The organism is cyanobacterium endosymbiont of Epithemia clementina EcSB (assembly GCF_029919255.1).
GTDB lineage: Bacteria > Cyanobacteriota > Cyanobacteriia > Cyanobacteriales > Microcystaceae > Rippkaea.
The window spans coordinates 1012819-1028350 of record NZ_CP123991.1; the positions used below are offsets into that span (position 1 = coordinate 1012819).

The window sequence follows — 15532 nt, forward strand, 5'->3', positions numbered from 1 at the left end:
TATTTAATATCTCTAGTTTTGGCTGCTTTATTAAATTCATATAATGATGACGAAATGTCTGTCTTCAGTTAACATTAGGTTTAAATTTTAAACAGTAAATTACATGAGAATTCTAGTAACAGGCGGTGCTGGTTTCATCGGCTCCCATTTAATTGATCGCCTAATGGAACAGGGACACGATGTCCTGTGCTTGGATAACTTCTATACAGGTCACAAACGCAATATCGAGAAGTGGTTTGATAATCCCTATTTTGAACTGATCCGTCATGACATTACTGAACCCATTCGTCTTGAAGTAGATCAAGTTTATCATCTTGCTTGTCCAGCCTCTCCGATTCACTATCAATTTAATCCCGTTAAAACGATTAAAACTAACGTTTTAGGAACCTTGCATATGTTGGGTTTAGCTAAACGGGTTAAGGCAAGGTTCCTGTTAGCATCTACCTCGGAAGTTTATGGAGATCCTGATGTGCATCCCCAACCTGAAGAATATAGGGGAAATGTTAATTGTACAGGATTACGAGCTTGTTATGATGAAGGAAAACGAGTTGCTGAGACCTTAGCTCTTGAATATTATCGAGAACATAAAGTTAATATTCGGATTGCACGGATTTTCAACACTTACGGTCCACGAATGCTAGAAAATGACGGTCGTGTTGTTAGTAATTTTATCGTTCAAGCCCTAGAAAGAAAACCTTTAACAGTTTATGGAGATGGCTCTCAAACCCGGAGTTTCTGCTATGTTTCTGACTTAGTTGAAGGTTTAATTGGACTTATGAATAATGATTATATTGGCCCAATCAATTTAGGTAATCCTGGGGAATATTCTGTTCTGGAACTTGCCCGGATTATCCGAGGAATGATTAATCCTGATATGGAATTAGTCTATAAAGCTTTACCTCAAGACGATCCGCGAAAACGGCAACCTGATATTACCAAGGCCAGAACTTACCTAGCTTGGGAACCCACAATTTCTTTAAAAGAAGGTTTAGAGTTAACTATCAAAGATTTTCAGCAACGAATTTCTTAAACAATCATTGACATTTAAATTATCAATTTAGAGGATAGAAAACCATGCGCGTTTGTGTCATTGGAACTGGTTATGTTGGATTGGTAACAGGAGTTTGTTTAGCCCATATTGGTCATAATGTTATTTGTGTTGACAATAACGAAGAAAAGGTCAAGTTAATGAAGTCGGGACAGTCCCCCATTTATGAGCCTGGACTTTCGCAATTGATGCGCGAATCTGCTGATCTTGGACGGTTAGAATTTACAGTAGATTTGTCCACAGGGGTGGCCCACGGAGAAGTTCTTTTTATTGCAGTGGGAACCCCTGCCCTACCTACCGGCGAAAGCGATACCCGTTATGTAGAAGTGGTTGCTCGTAGTATTGGCACTAACTTATATGAAGGGTACAAAGTAATAGTCAATAAATCTACTGTTCCCATTGGTTCAGGGGACTGGGTAAGAATGATTGTGATGGATGGCTTAAACGAACGTCCCAATAATAGTAAGGTCGAGTTTGATGTGGTTAGTAACCCAGAGTTTTTACGAGAAGGGTCAGCTGTTTATGATACTTTTAATCCTGAGCGTATTGTTTTGGGGAGCAATAGCAATAAAGCTATTGCCATAATGCAAGAACTCTATAGTCCTTTAGTGGAGCGTAAATTTGCTAATAATACCGCCTTAAATCCTGTTCCAGTAGTAGTAACTGATTTAAACTCTGCAGAAATGATTAAATATGCGGCAAACGCATTTTTAGCAACTAAAATCAGCTTTATTAATGAAGTAGCCAATATCTGTGATCGCGTCGGAGCCGATGTAACTCAAGTAGCTGAGGGGATTGGATTGGATTCCCGTATTGGTAATAAATTCTTGCAAGCGGGTATTGGTTGGGGGGGATCTTGTTTCCCCAAAGACATTCTAGCTTTAATTCATACTGCAGCCGATTACGGTTATGAGACAGCATTACTCAATGCTGCCGTAGCCGTTAATAAACATCAGCGATTAATTGTTATTGAAAAGCTACAGCAGGAACTGAAGATTCTTAAAGGTAAAACCATTGGCTTGTTGGGGTTAACCTTTAAACCTAATACCGATGACATGCGAGACGCTCCATCTTTAGTTATTATTGAACAACTCAATCGTTTAGGGGCTAAAGTTAAGGCTTATGATCCCATTGTTTCACAATCAGGGTTAAGTCATGGATTATCCGGAGTTATTATTGAAACCGATCCCGAAATGTTAGCCGATAGCTGTGATGCATTAGTGTTAGTAACAGACTGGCAAGAGTTTCTTAAATTAGACTTTGAAAGGATGGCCAGTTTGATGGTTAGTCCTGTAATAATTGATGGTCGTAATTTCTTAGATCGATCTAACCTTGAATTCTTTGGATTTCGTTATTTAGGAATTGGTCAGTAATTTGTAAACACAGCTTGCCACTGACCATTAGCATTCTAACGATGGATTGATCGATTGAGCAAGGTCTACCTGAAAAAAAATTATCTATTTAGCTAGGGTAAACACCATTTTTCAGGTTCAAATTCTTCTAAGGAATTGAGAACTTGATCAGCCTGGTCGAATAATTGGCAATCACTCGTTTTCTCAGGAACTACTACCGTCGACATTCCTGCCGCAATCGCCGCTTTCATCCCCGCTAAGGAGTCTTCAAACACTAAACAAGCACGGGGATCTGCCTTCAATCTTTGTGCCGTTAATAGGAAAATGTCAGGGGCAGGTTTACTGTGTTTTAAATCAGGATCATCTCCGAAAACAAAGTGGTCAAAACAAGATACCCAAGAAGGATAAGACGACATTTTTAACTCAAAATGATACTGAATAGAACTCGAGGCAATAGCTTGAGGAATGCCCTGTTTAGCAAAATGCTGAGTCAATTCTTTTGCACCCGGAAGAGGTTGGACAGTGGCATAAAGTGGATAGAGGAGAGCATAACGTTCTTTTATGTATTCTTCGGGAGTCAGGGGAATATCAAGTAATTCTACAAACAATTGTGCTGACTCTTGAGTGCGGCGGCCAGCCATTTTTGCTTTAACTGAGAGCTCAAAGGTTTTTCCATAGCGTTGGGCAATGATTTGGTTTACCTTTTGATAAAGGGTTTCTGTCCCCAAGAGTAGGCCGTCCAGATCGTAAATTAAATGGGTTATAGGTTTGAAAGAACAGGGCGAGTAGTTCATCATAAACTGCTTATTTTAATCATTCAATGGCAATAATTTAAATCCCTAGTTTTTTTATTCTCGAAAAAGTATCGAAACTTCTAGATCATACCATTCTGGTTAAAGTTGTTAAGTTTTTCAAAAAGCTGACATGAAAAGAAATATTTATTTGTAATCCGTTATCATGCCTTAATAAGTAGTGAATTATGGAAAGTGTAACGGACATGAATCAATTTTCTTATCAAGCGGGAACCTTCGCAAAATACACCAAGACAAATTACCTTTTAAAGCAGGGTATTAGTCTAATCAGTGGACTTAGTGTCGTTGGTGGTCAGCTATTGCTAGCTCCAGTTAATGCCTCCACCGATACTTTAATTATTCCCGATACCATAACATCATTAGGCAAACCGGGGACAGTTGAGCCGTCTTTCCAAAAAATTCCGAAATCTTCTCCTCGTATAGTACCTAATCGTTCTGCAGCCAATAAGCCTGTCTTAAGTACTCCTTCCGTTAAACCTACCACTCCGAAAATAGATCCCAAACCTTCGGTCCCCAACCTCACTAGGGGAAATGCTGCTCCCAAAGTGGGATTATCAGCCCCCAAAGTCTTGCCCTTAACCTCTAAAAAGTCTTCTGCTGCTTCTGTAAGTGAACTGCTAACACCCTTTCAATCAGAAGAAAATAAAATCACCCCTTCAATAGCTGCTCAGGGTAAAAATAGTTATATAGATTTCACTAATTACGCTACAAACCCTAAACAATCAGTAATTTCTTCCAGTTCCGTCATTCTCACCGAACGGTCAACAGGATGTCAAATTGTTTCCCAAAACGGTCAACTGCTTAAAGGTAGTTGTGGTTCAGTTGCTAAGCCGGAGTTTTCCAAAGCAAAACCAGCCTCAGCAAACCATCATGTTAATCTCGTCAGTCGTCAAAGAAAAGCTTCCTCTAGGGTTATTAGTTATTCCCGTTATGCTTCTTCAGTGCAACCTGTCCATTTCAAAGATCATCCGCTTAGTCCTCAACAAGTGGTCAGTTTAAAGCCCATCACTAGAAAAAGATTATCTATTTCCTTAGAACCTGTTCCTAAATATAATCGAGCAGCCAGTCTCTATAGTCGTCTAAATTCTAACGCTCCTGAACAAAGCCAAACAGACTTAATGTACCCTTTGCCCGTGGTTGCCAGTATTACTTCGGCTTTTGGGTGGCGTACTCATCCTATTTCGGGAACTGGTCGTCAACATAGCGGGACAGATATCGGTGCCCCCATTGGGACCTCCGTTCTAGCAGCTTATGACGGGGAAGTTTTCCAGTCCGACTGGCTTGGAGGGTATGGTTTAACAGTGATTCTGCGCCATCTAGAGGGAACTCAAGAGTCTCGTTACGCTCATTTATCAAAGGTTTATGTTCAACCTGGAGAATGGGTTAACCAGGGAGCCGTCATCGGACAAGTAGGAAGTACGGGTTATTCCACTGGTCCCCATTTACACTTTGAATGGCGACATTTAACTGACCAAGGTTGGGTCGCTGTTGATGCGGGACTACATTTAGAGTATGCTTTAACAAATTTAATGCGTTCGATGCAGATGGCTAAGGCTGTAAAAACTTCTGAGGGCTAAATTTAACTACCAAAATTAACTACTCAAACTTATTTTTATAATGGTATTATCGAGCCCCCTGCAATTATATGTAGGGGGTTGATTTTTTGTCGTCAAAATTCTGTAGTGATAACTCTTGAATACACAATTATTGTATTAATTGCGTAATAGCTATTTGTCTTATCTGTACAAGTTGTCTTATTTATACAAATTTAGTGAAAGCAATATGCTAATAACTTATCGAATATCTTGTTTATAGATTATCTCAAAAGGTTAAAAATGTTCAATTGTATTTAAACTGCAGACTAGTAAAAATATTTTTTCACTAGTCTAGTAGCGACTATTATTACGTCTTATAAAGACATAAAATAAAATAATAAAATACAACTAATTAATTAGGCTTTTAAAAGCTGTAGCATGTTTGCTACCGTAAATACGGTAGCTGATTCTTGTGGCTCCAATTAATACCTGTTTAATATTCCATTAATATAATAATGTATTATTACATTTATTCTATAATTTTTACTACTCTCTTAGTAACCATTGACTTCGCTTTAAACTTGCTATCATCGTCAAGACAAGAGGATTTATCGACAATTATTTAGTGGCAGTAGCATTATTTATTTTTTGTTATAACCGTTACTTATTTCAGTTTATTTTAGTTGACTTTCTTTTCTATAATCAGAAGTTAACTAAATATTGGTTTTGACTAAAATTAGTCACTTTATCTTTATCAAGCTATAAAAGCATAAAATAAGTAAAACTTTTATTTTCTGACTTTAAAATAGTTAATTACCTTAATTTTAAGATAGTATTTAATTTAAAGATAAATTAAATTAATAAAAGTTAGTCGTTGCTGAAGATAAACACTTTATCCAACTTCTCTAATATCACTAACTCCATTGTTATTTTTTAGAGTTAACTCTAAAAAATATAGTTAAATATTTTAATCAAGTTGACTTTACCTAAAGTAGATTTAATAGGATAACTTAAATTAGCTTTTTTTAGCGTTCTTATTCTGATTATTTTAAAAAAAAGTTAGATTATTATTTATAATTTTAAACCTAAAATAAGTCTAATTTACCCTGAGATTAAGTACAATTAACTAATTTTTGAGAGTATTTAAATTTAACTTTTCATAACTAAACGCAAAAATTTTAGCTAAAAGTTACCTTGTTTCTTGATACCTAAAAATAATCTTTGAAGTTTAATTATAAGTGTTAAGAATTTCTCATCAAATGCTTAAAAAGTTCAAGCATTTGATGAGAAATTCTTAAAAAGTTATTAAGAGATTTTTTAAATACTTCTTTAAAACTTCTAAAATCACTATTTTATTTTTCACTTAAAAATGTCCCCTTTAGCTAAAGGTTAAAAAATATTCTTCTTTACTTTCTTGCAATTACCCAAACAGCATGAACAATTCCAAGAATATAGAACCCAAAAATTGTTAACAATAAATTAATCCAAAAATCTTGACCTAACCCAACTTGTAGAAACACCCCAAGAGGAGGCAACAAGATAGCACAAATAATTCGAATTAAATCACCCACAGAACTATAACCTCCTAGAGATAATAAAACTATAGACGGTAGTAGAGCGGATAAATATTAGAACTGTTTTGACTAACCATTCATCCCCGAACTCCTGTCTACTCTAGAACTCATTTTAATTGTATATGAGTAGATCAGTGAAAAAATCATAGAGGCATAAGAGATTATGCCTCTATAGTTTATTCTATTGAATTCAAAATTTCTGCAGTCAACAATCAACAATAAACGTTTAAGACATTGCAGACGCAGTTGAACGACGACGACGATAGGTTTTCGTTACTGGACGTTCTCCAGGTTCTGGTTCTTCAGGAGTTTGAAGGAGAAAAACCACCATCGGTTGAGTTCGTAATTCGCGCCTGATTAACCGTTGTAACGTTGTTTCAACTTCCTCTTGGAGAAATTTCCAATTAACCTCAATCCCACTACGATTATTTTCGTGGGAAAATTCATCCCAACGCTCAGTTAAAATTCGTTCAATAGCGCGAATAATCAACTGTTCCAACAGCGATCGCTCTACTTTTGTCACCACACCCCGCAGATGCACTTCCGGTTTTGCCATCAGTTTTCCCTGCCAATTAATAGCAGTGGCTACTGTAACCACTCCTTCTTCAGCTAACTGTTGACGATCATGCATAATATGATCATGCACCACACCAGCCTGATCTACTAATTCAATTCCAGAGGGAACTTGACCAAGAACATCGATATTATCTGGAGAAACCTCAACAATATCTCCATTCTTTATAATTACCATGTTTTCCGTAGGGACGCCCATACTGTGGGCAGTCTGGGCGTGTTTAAGCAACATCCGGTGTTCCCCGTGAACCGGAATAAAGAATTTTGGACGAGTCAAAGCCAGCATTAATTTATGTTCTTCTTGGCAACCATGACCTGACACATGAATTCCTTGATGACGACCATAAATGACCTCAGCCCCCTGCATCATCAAGCGATCAATGGTATTTACCACCGCAATAGTATTCCCTGGAATGGGGTTAGCAGAGAAGACAACCGTATCCCCTTTTTGAACTCTGATATGAGGATGTTGTCCTTTAGAAATACGGGTTAACGCTGCTAAGGGTTCCCCTTGAGATCCCGTGGTTAGGATCAATACTTTTTCATCGGATAAATTTCGCACTGCTTTGAGGGATACAAAAACGTCATCAGGACATTTAATGTAGCCCAATTCTCGCGCATGAGCGATGACATTAAGCATTGAACGTCCCACAACTGTGACTTTTCGTTTATGCTTTTGGGCAAGTTGTAAAATAATATTGACCCGATGTACCGAAGAAGCAAAAGTCGTAATCAACAACCGTCCAGGGGCTTGATTTATGATGCGATCAAGGTTGGGATAAACCGATCTTTCCGAAGGGGTTGTCCCTGGAATTTCAGCGTTAGTAGAGTCACTGAGCAAACATAAAACACCTTTTTCTCCATGTTCAGCGAGTCTCTGTAGATCGAAGTACTGGCCATCAACAGGAGTATAATCAACTTTGAAGTCTCCTGTATGAATAACCACTCCTAACGGTGTGTGAATGGCTACGGTAAAACTATCCGTAATGGAATGGGTATTACGGATAAACTCCACTAGAAAAGAATCACTAATTCGGACCATATCCCTAGGTCCAGCCGTTTTTAAAGTTGTGCGATCGCTGACTCCGGCTTCTTCCAATTTATCGCGCAATAAGGCAATCGCTAGTTTTGGTCCGTAAATTACCGGAATATCAAATTGTTTTAGATGATAGGGAATGCCTCCAATATGGTCTTCATGACCATGAGTTGCAATCATTCCCTTAATTTTAGTGCGATTTTCCCGCAAATAGGTCATGTCAGGGAGAACAATATTCACCCCATGCATTCCATCAGTAGGAAAAGCAATTCCCGCATCTATCAGCAAGATCTCATCCCCATACTCAAAAATACAAGTATTCTTGCCGATCTCGTGTAATCCCCCCAGGGGAATAATTTTTAACGTTGGTTTTGTTGACTTTGTTAGTTTTTGACTCATTGGCATCCTTTTTATTTAGCTACTTTGATTGTCAACGCGTTAGTTATCCAAAAAAAATATAATTTTTCAGAAAGATTTATCTAGTCTTCTTCCTAGAATTAGCTGAAGTAAATTCTACAATTGTCGTTTATTTAACTCCAATTGATCTTAGCCTATTTATTCCATCATAAAGCCTAATTCCTAAACAAGAGATAGGTGTTGTAAAACTGATTCTAATTCTTGTTTTAAGTCAGGAGATAGTTCTATTAGGGGAGGTCTTAGTCCTCCTACTTTCCATCCTTTTAAATTAAGTGCTGCTTTGATTGGAATAGGGTTAGTTGTGCAAAATAGTGCTTTGAATAAGGGAAAAAGCTTTAAATTAATGTCTCTTGCAACCGTGGCTTTTCCTGTTCCAAATGCTTGAACCATTTCTTGTATTTGTTGCCCCACTAGATGACTAGCAACGCTGACGACTCCTATTCCACCAACGGTCAACAAAGGTAGGGTCATAAAGTCATCTCCTGCATAAATTGCAAAAGAGTCGGGGGTTAAACGACGAATTTGACAAGCTTGCTCTAAGTTTCCAGTAGCTTCTTTGATGGCAACAATATTTTCAATTTCTGCTAATTTAGCCACTGTTTCAGGTAAAAGATTTTGTCCAGTACGCCCCGGCACGTTATACAACATAATTGGTAAATCAGGGGACTTTTGAGCAATTTCTTTAAAGTGTTGATACAGTCCCTCTTGAGGGGGTTTATTATAATAAGGAACCACTTGTAATGAGCCATCTAAACCTAATTTAGATGCCTTTTCCGTCGCTTCTATCCCTTCTTTTGTGGCGTTAGAACCAGTGCCCGCAATAATTTTCCCTCGATCACCAACGGCTTTTTTAACTACCTGAAATAACTTATATTCTTCAGACCAACTTAAGGTAGGAGATTCCCCCGTCGTGCCGCAAATCACTAAGCCATCGCTACCATTTTCTACTAAATAGTTAGCTAGTTCCTCGGCTACTGCGTAATTCACCTGACCATTGTTATTAAAGGGAGTCACCATGGCGGTGATTACTCGTCCAAAACTGCGATCACTCATTCTTTCGTTTACTTTTTCAAAGGTTAGTGGTTAATTTTTAATCTAAAAGCCTTTATTTATTGGCCAAGTACAGCCCTTGAGGCAGAAGATTTAAGCCAATTTTTTTTGATCAACAACTCCGCAATCTGCACTGCATTGAGGGCTGCCCCTTTGCGGATTTGATCTCCACAGAGCCATAATTCTAAGCCATTAGGGTGAGAAATATCCTGACGAATTCGCCCCACCAATACCTCATCTCGGCCTGAAGCGTCCATGGGCATAGGGAAGTAATTTCCTGGCCAATCTTCAACTAGTTTAAGCCCTGAGGAATTTGCTATAATCGCCCTGGCCTCGGTCACAGAAAATTGAGCAGAAAATTCCAAGTTAACAGCTTCTGAGTGGGCACGTAGTACGGGAACCCGTATGCAAGTAGCCGTCACTCTTAAATTAGGTTCATTAAAAATCTTACGCGTTTCATTGACCATTTTCATCTCTTCGGTACAATATCCCTCGTGGTTGAGAGGAGAATTGTGGGGAAATAGATTAAAAGCTAAGGGATAGGGAAAGATTTCTGTTTGGGGGGTTTGACCGTTTAAAATAGCCTGAGATTGTATTTTTACTTCCTCCATCGCTCTGGCCCCCGCACCACTTGCTGATTGATAGGTAGAAACAACAATTCTTTTAATAGGTTGAACTCGATGAAGAGGATAAATCGCAATCCCCATCAGGATTGTCGTGCAGTTGGGGTTAGCAATGATTCCTTTGTGGTACTTAGCGGTTTCAGGATTGATTTCAGGAACAACTAGGGGAACCTCTGGCTCCATACGAAAAGCGCTGGAATTATCTACCATTACTGCTCCTGATTCTACAATATTTTTTGCCCAGGTTTTGGAAGTTACTCCTCCCGCCGAGGCTAGTACTAAATCAATATCCCTAAAGGAGTTTTCTCTAACCGCTTCGACCAGCAGTTTTTTCCCTTTAAAAGTCAAGGAATTTCCAACAGACCGTTCAGAAGCGAAGAGTTTAAGACTAGCGACAGGAAAGTCACGATGTTCTAATAAGCTAATCAACTCAGTGCCAACGGCCCCAGTCGCCCCCAGAATAGCTACCCTAACTGGTTTAGACAATGAATATTACCTCCTAGCTAATCGGTTAAAAATCATGAATTGCCATCGATTAATTTTCTGTTCTGAAGTTAAGAAAATTTTGACTTATAAGGGTTGAATTATTAACACTTAATCAGAATTTACACAGAGAAAAACATGTCTTAGTTGTGTCCACAACATCCCTGTATATCAGACCATGCCAACTCGGTTTAGGGGAAAGGCTTATCTTGATTCGGTCTAAAGGTGTTGTAAATGACCTAGTTTACCCTATCATAATAGAATGATGCGACAATGTACTATTATCGATAGGGACAGATCCTGGCAAACCCTGTCAACCGACAAAAGGCCAAGGGACTAATGATTTATCCTTAATGTTTTTAGGATATCACGAGCTGCTTGCCCTTGAAGCATTAAGTTTAATTTAAGCTTGTATCACTGTAGTTTAATGTAATTGTTTGAGATAGAACGTCGATGAAAGTAACTCAGGAAAGACTCCCTGATAGTCAGGTTGGCTTAGAAATTGAAATTCCGGCTGAAACCTTAGAGAAAGCCTACGAGAAAAAGGTCAATACCTTGGCACGTACTGCCAATATCCCTGGGTTTCGCAAGGGGAAAGTTCCCCGTACAATCTTGCTTCAACGCCTAGGAACCAAATACGTTAAGGCCGCAACTCTCGAAGAATTGATTCAAGAAAGCATAAAAAAAGCTGTTAAGCAAGAAGAGCTAGAATCGTTGGGTAATTATCGGCTATGTTCTGATTTTGAGGAATTGCTGGAAAAATTTAATCCAGGGCAGTCTCTAACTTTCTCCGCTGCTGTAGATATTCCCCCCAGCGTCGAACTAGGAGATTATAAAACCCTAAGTGTGAAAGCTGAAGAAACCATCTATGATTCAGAACAGGTGGAAAACTGGTTAAAAGAACGACGTGAACAACAAGCTGCCCTAATTCCCGTCGAAGATCGTTCCGCTCAGATGGGAGATGTGGCTATTGTTGATTATACAGCGCATTTTGTATCGGAAGAGGGGCAAAAAGTTGATGGTAAAGCAATTCCAGGGGTACAAGGGACAGATTTTCGTGTGGATCTCGCAGAGGGACGTTTTATTGAAGGCATGGTAGAAGGAATAGTCGGAATGAAACCCGAAGAAACCAAAGAACTTAAGGTGACGTTTCCTGAAGACTATCCCAGAGAAGATTTAGCTGGACGACCATCGGTTTTTACCATTACCCTCAAAGAACTAAAAGAGAAAGAACTTCTCGAACTTAATGACGATTTAGCTGGAGAAATTAGCGAATTTGAGACAATAGCCGAGTTAAGGGAGTCTTTAGAAAAACAGTTTATAGAAGAAGCCGAAGAAGCAACTAAGAAAAGCATCTATGATGGCATTATTGCTCAGCTAATGGCAGTCTGTACGGCTGATATTCCTGAGACTCTGGTTCAAGAAGAAATAACTCAAGTTTTGACTCAAACAGCCATGCAGATGGAACAAATGGGTATGGAGGTTAGCCGACTGTTTACCCAGGAAAATCTTCCAAAACTGCGGGAAAATGCTCGTAAAGAAGCAACAGAAAGATTAAAGCAATCCTTGATTCTCAAGGAATTAGCTAAAGTTGAAGGTATTGAAGTTAAACAAGCTGTTTTTGACGAAAAAATTAACAAGATTAAAGAACAACTTTCAGACCAAAAAATAGATCTTAATAGATTGAACCAGATGGTCACAGACGAACTTCTAACAGAAGCTACTCTCGACTGGCTAAAAGAGCAAGCTACTATAGAACTAGTTCCTGCAGGAACCTTAAAGAAAAAAGAAGCTGAGGAATCTTCAGCCGACTCTGGAGAACCATTGACAGCTACTGTAGAAGGATGAACCTCTCTTTAGTTTTGTCAACATTATGCCTTGGTTAATCTAATTCACTTTTTTCACACTTGAGGCATAATGTTGACAGAGGGGATCAATTTGCTGCTCCAGTCCGGGTGGACTGAAAATGGAGAATGCACAACTAAACCTATTAGGAAATGAGCCATTATTCAAAATCTTCCCCCTGACAGTTTAATTAAAGGCTATGAATAAATCGCGATTACTAGACTATTCCATCACCAACCAGCGTCTTTCAGAAATCTATTCCATGAGTCAAAATATCGTTCCCATGGTAGTAGAACAATCTGGGGTAGGGGAAAGAGCCTTTGATATTTATTCGAGATTGTTACGAGAGCGTATCGTTTTTCTGGGAACCTCTGTTGACGATCAAGTTGCAGACTCAATCGTCGCACAATTACTTTTCCTTGACGCTGAAGACCCAGAAAAAGATATTCAGCTTTACATTAATTCCCCCGGAGGGTCTGTTTATGCCGGTTTTGCTATTTATGATACCATGCAGCAAATTCGTCCCGATATAGTAACCATTTGTTTTGGATTGGCTGCTAGCATGGGAGCGTTTCTTCTATGTGGAGGAGCTCCTGGTAAGCGGATGTCCTTACCTAGTTCGCGCATGATGATTCACCAACCTTTAGGAGGAGCTCAAGGGCAAGCCGTGGAGATTGAAATTCAAGCCAAAGAAATTCTCTATATAAAACGGCGGTTAAATGAGATGCTGGCCTATCATACCGGCAAACCCATCGATACCATTGCAGCTGATACAGAACGAGACTTCTTTATGTCGGCGCAAGAGGCAAAAGAATACGGTTTAATCGACAAAGTGATTTCTCGGCAATATCTGTCTGACCCTACCATTCCCGTTACCTAACTCAACTAACTCCAAGAGCTTATGTCTAAATACGACTCCCACCTAAAATGTTCATTTTGCGGCAAATCCCAGGAACAAGTGCGAAAATTGATCGCCGGTCCAGGAGTCTACATCTGCGATGAATGTGTTGAGCTATGCAACGAGATTTTAGATGAGGAATTGATGGATACTCCGACAACGGCAGTGTCAGCCGGTTCCTCAAGAGCTGAAGAGTCCCAACCTAAACGTCGTTCAAGTCACGAACATCTTTCCCTAAATCAGATCCCCAAACCTAGGGAAATTAAAAACTATCTCGATGAATATGTTATTGGACAAGATGAAGCCAAAAAGATTCTCTCCGTCGCAGTTTATAATCATTACAAGCGTTTGAGCCTTAGCCCATCTCCAGAAGGAGATGGGCCAGACGATTTTGTTGAACTACAAAAATCGAATATTTTATTGATGGGGCCAACAGGTTCAGGAAAAACTCTCCTCGCACAAACCCTAGCCCAGATCTTACAAGTCCCCTTTGCTGTTGCCGATGCCACCACTTTGACTGAGGCTGGTTATGTGGGGGAAGATGTGGAGAACATTCTACTACGGCTATTACAGGTAGCTGACTTAGATGTGGAAGAAGCCCAACGAGGTATAATCTATATAGATGAAATTGATAAAATTGCTCGTAAGAGTGAAAATACCTCTATTACCCGTGATGTTTCTGGAGAAGGTGTCCAACAAGCCTTACTCAAAATGTTGGAAGGGACAGTAGCCAATGTCCCTCCCCAGGGCGGCAGAAAACACCCTTATCAAGACTGCATTCAAATTGACACCAGCAACATTCTTTTTATCTGTGGTGGGGCGTTTGTCGGTTTAGATAAGGTGATTGAACAACGACGGGGTAAAAAATCCATAGGCTTTATCCGCCCTGGAGATGGTAGTCAAGCTAAAGACAAGCGCTCAGCTGACTTAATGCAACAAACAGAACCTGGCGATTTAGTTAAATTTGGCATGATTCCTGAATTTGTAGGACGAATTCCGGTAATGGCTGCCTTAGAGCCCCTAGATGAAGATGCCCTTATTGCCATTTTAACTAAACCCCGCAACGCCTTGGTAAAACAGTATCAAAAACTCTTGAAGATGGACAATGTTCAGTTAGAGTTTAATAAAGAAGCAGTGCGGGCTATCGCAAAAGAAGCTCATCGTCGCAAAACAGGGGCGAGAGCATTACGTGGCATTGTAGAAGAATTGATGTTAGAGATGATGTATGAATTGCCTTCCCGTAAGGATGTTAAAAGGTGTATGATTACTGAAGAGATGGTCGAAAACCGTTCAACGGCTGACCTGTTAGTCCATCCCTCGTCCTTGCCAACCCCAGAGTCGGCTTAAAGTTTAGTTAAACGTCAGCCATAATTTAGTAAACACATATGATTGACTCAACTAATTATGGGTCTAGCTAGGGGCATTTAGATACTAGATTTCACCAGTTAAGCTTTCTCAGATGTGATGAGTTCACCCCAACAATACAATTAGAATGGTTGACATTTATAGTGTCGCTAATTACTATGAGTGGGTGCGCCATACGAGAAAATCACCCAAAAAACCGGTGATAGTTTATATTTATGTCCAGGCAGGTTCGACTTGATATTAGCACAGAACGGACCAAAAATTGAATGATACTTAAATCATTGTCTATAATGTAATTTACGGGAGTTTGGAAAGTCTAAACTACTCTATAGTCCTGTGCGCTTAAGTTATGACCTAGAAGGGTATATCCAAGATTTTAAAATACTTCTTAGGCACTTTAAGAATTGAGAACGGCTATTCTATAGTCACTTGATGGGTACTTTTGTCAAGACTTTGTTCATTATCATGTATCCCGAGTAGAAAAGATTATCCTTACTTGTAAGGGGATTTTTAAATATAAAAAACAGGCATTAATTTGGTGGATATATTGTTAAATTCCCTTATCTTTAGTTTCTAAAGGTTTCTTTTGCGGATTAATTATTTATGGCAAGGTTTTTATATACTCCAATTAATCAAGTAGAACGGAGTGCTTTTTTAGCAAAATTTATTCTTGTAGATTATGAAGTAACATTAGGAACAATTTACACATCTGTGAGCCAAAGAGCAGTTACTGTTATGCTCTAGTTTGCAGAAATATCAGTTCCGACATTATTGATTTCAGGGGAAAAAGATATTGTTCTCTCGGTTGAGATGAAGCGAGTGGCAGCAGGATTGACTTAAAACCTTCAATATCTGAAAATAGTAGAAATATTTCTTTTTCCTATGTTAAAAAATGAAAAAACTTATTTAAAAAATGTTCGG

At 39.0% G+C, this 15532-nt stretch carries 11 protein-coding genes; 6 read left to right on the forward strand and 5 right to left on the reverse strand.

Going from position 1 to position 15532, the window contains the following annotated elements; translation table 11 throughout:
• Positions 1-103 precede the first annotated feature (103 nt).
• Positions 104-1030: a UDP-glucuronic acid decarboxylase family protein gene (locus tag P3F56_RS03370; RefSeq protein ID WP_281153388.1), complete on the forward strand. Its 927-nt coding sequence runs from the start codon at positions 104-106 to the stop codon at positions 1028-1030.
• 44 nt (positions 1031-1074) lie between these two features.
• Entirely contained in the window at positions 1075-2421 is a 1347-nt protein-coding gene (locus P3F56_RS03375; protein ID WP_281153389.1) for a UDP-glucose dehydrogenase family protein, read from the forward strand.
• A gap of 92 nt (positions 2422-2513) precedes the next feature.
• Here the strand turns inward: P3F56_RS03375 and P3F56_RS03380 are convergent, their stop codons facing one another.
• A complete protein-coding gene (locus P3F56_RS03380) occupies positions 2514-3197 on the reverse strand; it encodes an HAD-IA family hydrolase (protein ID WP_281153390.1) in 684 nt (227 codons plus the stop codon).
• A gap of 182 nt (positions 3198-3379) precedes the next feature.
• Here P3F56_RS03380 and P3F56_RS03385 point away from each other — a divergent pair, with 182 nt between their 5' ends.
• Complete coding sequence (locus P3F56_RS03385; protein WP_281153391.1) at positions 3380-4789, forward strand: M23 family metallopeptidase; 1410 nt, start codon at positions 3380-3382, stop codon at positions 4787-4789.
• Between the two features lie 1364 nt (positions 4790-6153).
• Here P3F56_RS03385 and P3F56_RS03390 read toward each other — a convergent pair.
• From P3F56_RS03390 to P3F56_RS03405, 4 genes are all read right to left on the reverse strand, one after another.
• Positions 6154-6318: a YqaE/Pmp3 family membrane protein gene (locus P3F56_RS03390; RefSeq protein WP_281153392.1), complete on the reverse strand. Its 165-nt coding sequence runs from the start codon at positions 6316-6318 to the stop codon at positions 6154-6156.
• A 229-nt stretch (positions 6319-6547) separates the two neighbouring features.
• A complete protein-coding gene (locus tag P3F56_RS03395) occupies positions 6548-8329 on the reverse strand; it encodes a ribonuclease J (RefSeq protein ID WP_281153393.1) in 1782 nt (593 codons plus the stop codon).
• 180 nt (positions 8330-8509) lie between these two features.
• Positions 8510-9400, reverse strand: a complete 891-nt coding sequence (gene dapA / locus P3F56_RS03400; RefSeq protein WP_281153394.1) for a 4-hydroxy-tetrahydrodipicolinate synthase — start codon at positions 9398-9400, stop codon at positions 8510-8512.
• A gap of 56 nt (positions 9401-9456) precedes the next feature.
• On the reverse strand, positions 9457-10506 hold the full coding sequence (locus tag P3F56_RS03405; protein WP_281153395.1) for an aspartate-semialdehyde dehydrogenase: 1050 nt from the start codon (positions 10504-10506) through the stop codon (positions 9457-9459).
• A gap of 450 nt (positions 10507-10956) precedes the next feature.
• Between P3F56_RS03405 and tig the strand changes: the two genes are divergently transcribed.
• From tig to clpX, 3 genes are all read left to right on the forward strand, one after another.
• Entirely contained in the window at positions 10957-12351 is a 1395-nt protein-coding gene (tig, locus tag P3F56_RS03410; protein ID WP_281153396.1) for a trigger factor, read from the forward strand.
• Positions 12352-12610: 259 nt separating this feature from the next.
• Positions 12611-13228 carry an ATP-dependent Clp endopeptidase proteolytic subunit ClpP gene (gene clpP / locus P3F56_RS03415; RefSeq protein WP_281153695.1) on the forward strand — a complete coding sequence of 206 codons (618 nt, stop codon included), beginning with the start codon at positions 12611-12613 and terminating at the stop codon, positions 13226-13228.
• Positions 13229-13249: 21 nt separating this feature from the next.
• Complete coding sequence (gene clpX / locus P3F56_RS03420) at positions 13250-14593, forward strand: ATP-dependent protease ATP-binding subunit ClpX (RefSeq protein WP_281153397.1); 1344 nt, start codon at positions 13250-13252, stop codon at positions 14591-14593.
• Positions 14594-15532: the final 939 nt, after the last annotated feature.

Bases quoted from the DNA above. Each gene is read 5' to 3' on its own strand.
- clpX (WP_281153397.1), top strand. From the start codon at position 13,250: ATGTCTAAATACGACTCCCACCTAAAATGTTCATTTTGCGGCAAATCC.
- dapA (WP_281153394.1), bottom strand. From the start codon at position 9,400: ATGAGTGATCGCAGTTTTGGACGAGTAATCACCGCCATGGTGACTCCC.
- clpP (WP_281153695.1), top strand. From the start codon at position 12,611: ATGAGTCAAAATATCGTTCCCATGGTAGTAGAACAATCTGGGGTAGGG.
- P3F56_RS03395 (WP_281153393.1), bottom strand. From the start codon at position 8,329: ATGAGTCAAAAACTAACAAAGTCAACAAAACCAACGTTAAAAATTATT.
- tig (WP_281153396.1), top strand. From the start codon at position 10,957: ATGAAAGTAACTCAGGAAAGACTCCCTGATAGTCAGGTTGGCTTAGAA.
- P3F56_RS03375 (WP_281153389.1), top strand. From the start codon at position 1,075: ATGCGCGTTTGTGTCATTGGAACTGGTTATGTTGGATTGGTAACAGGA.
- P3F56_RS03370 (WP_281153388.1), top strand. From the start codon at position 104: ATGAGAATTCTAGTAACAGGCGGTGCTGGTTTCATCGGCTCCCATTTA.
- P3F56_RS03385 (WP_281153391.1), top strand. From the start codon at position 3,380: ATGGAAAGTGTAACGGACATGAATCAATTTTCTTATCAAGCGGGAACC.
- P3F56_RS03380 (WP_281153390.1), bottom strand. From the start codon at position 3,197: ATGATGAACTACTCGCCCTGTTCTTTCAAACCTATAACCCATTTAATT.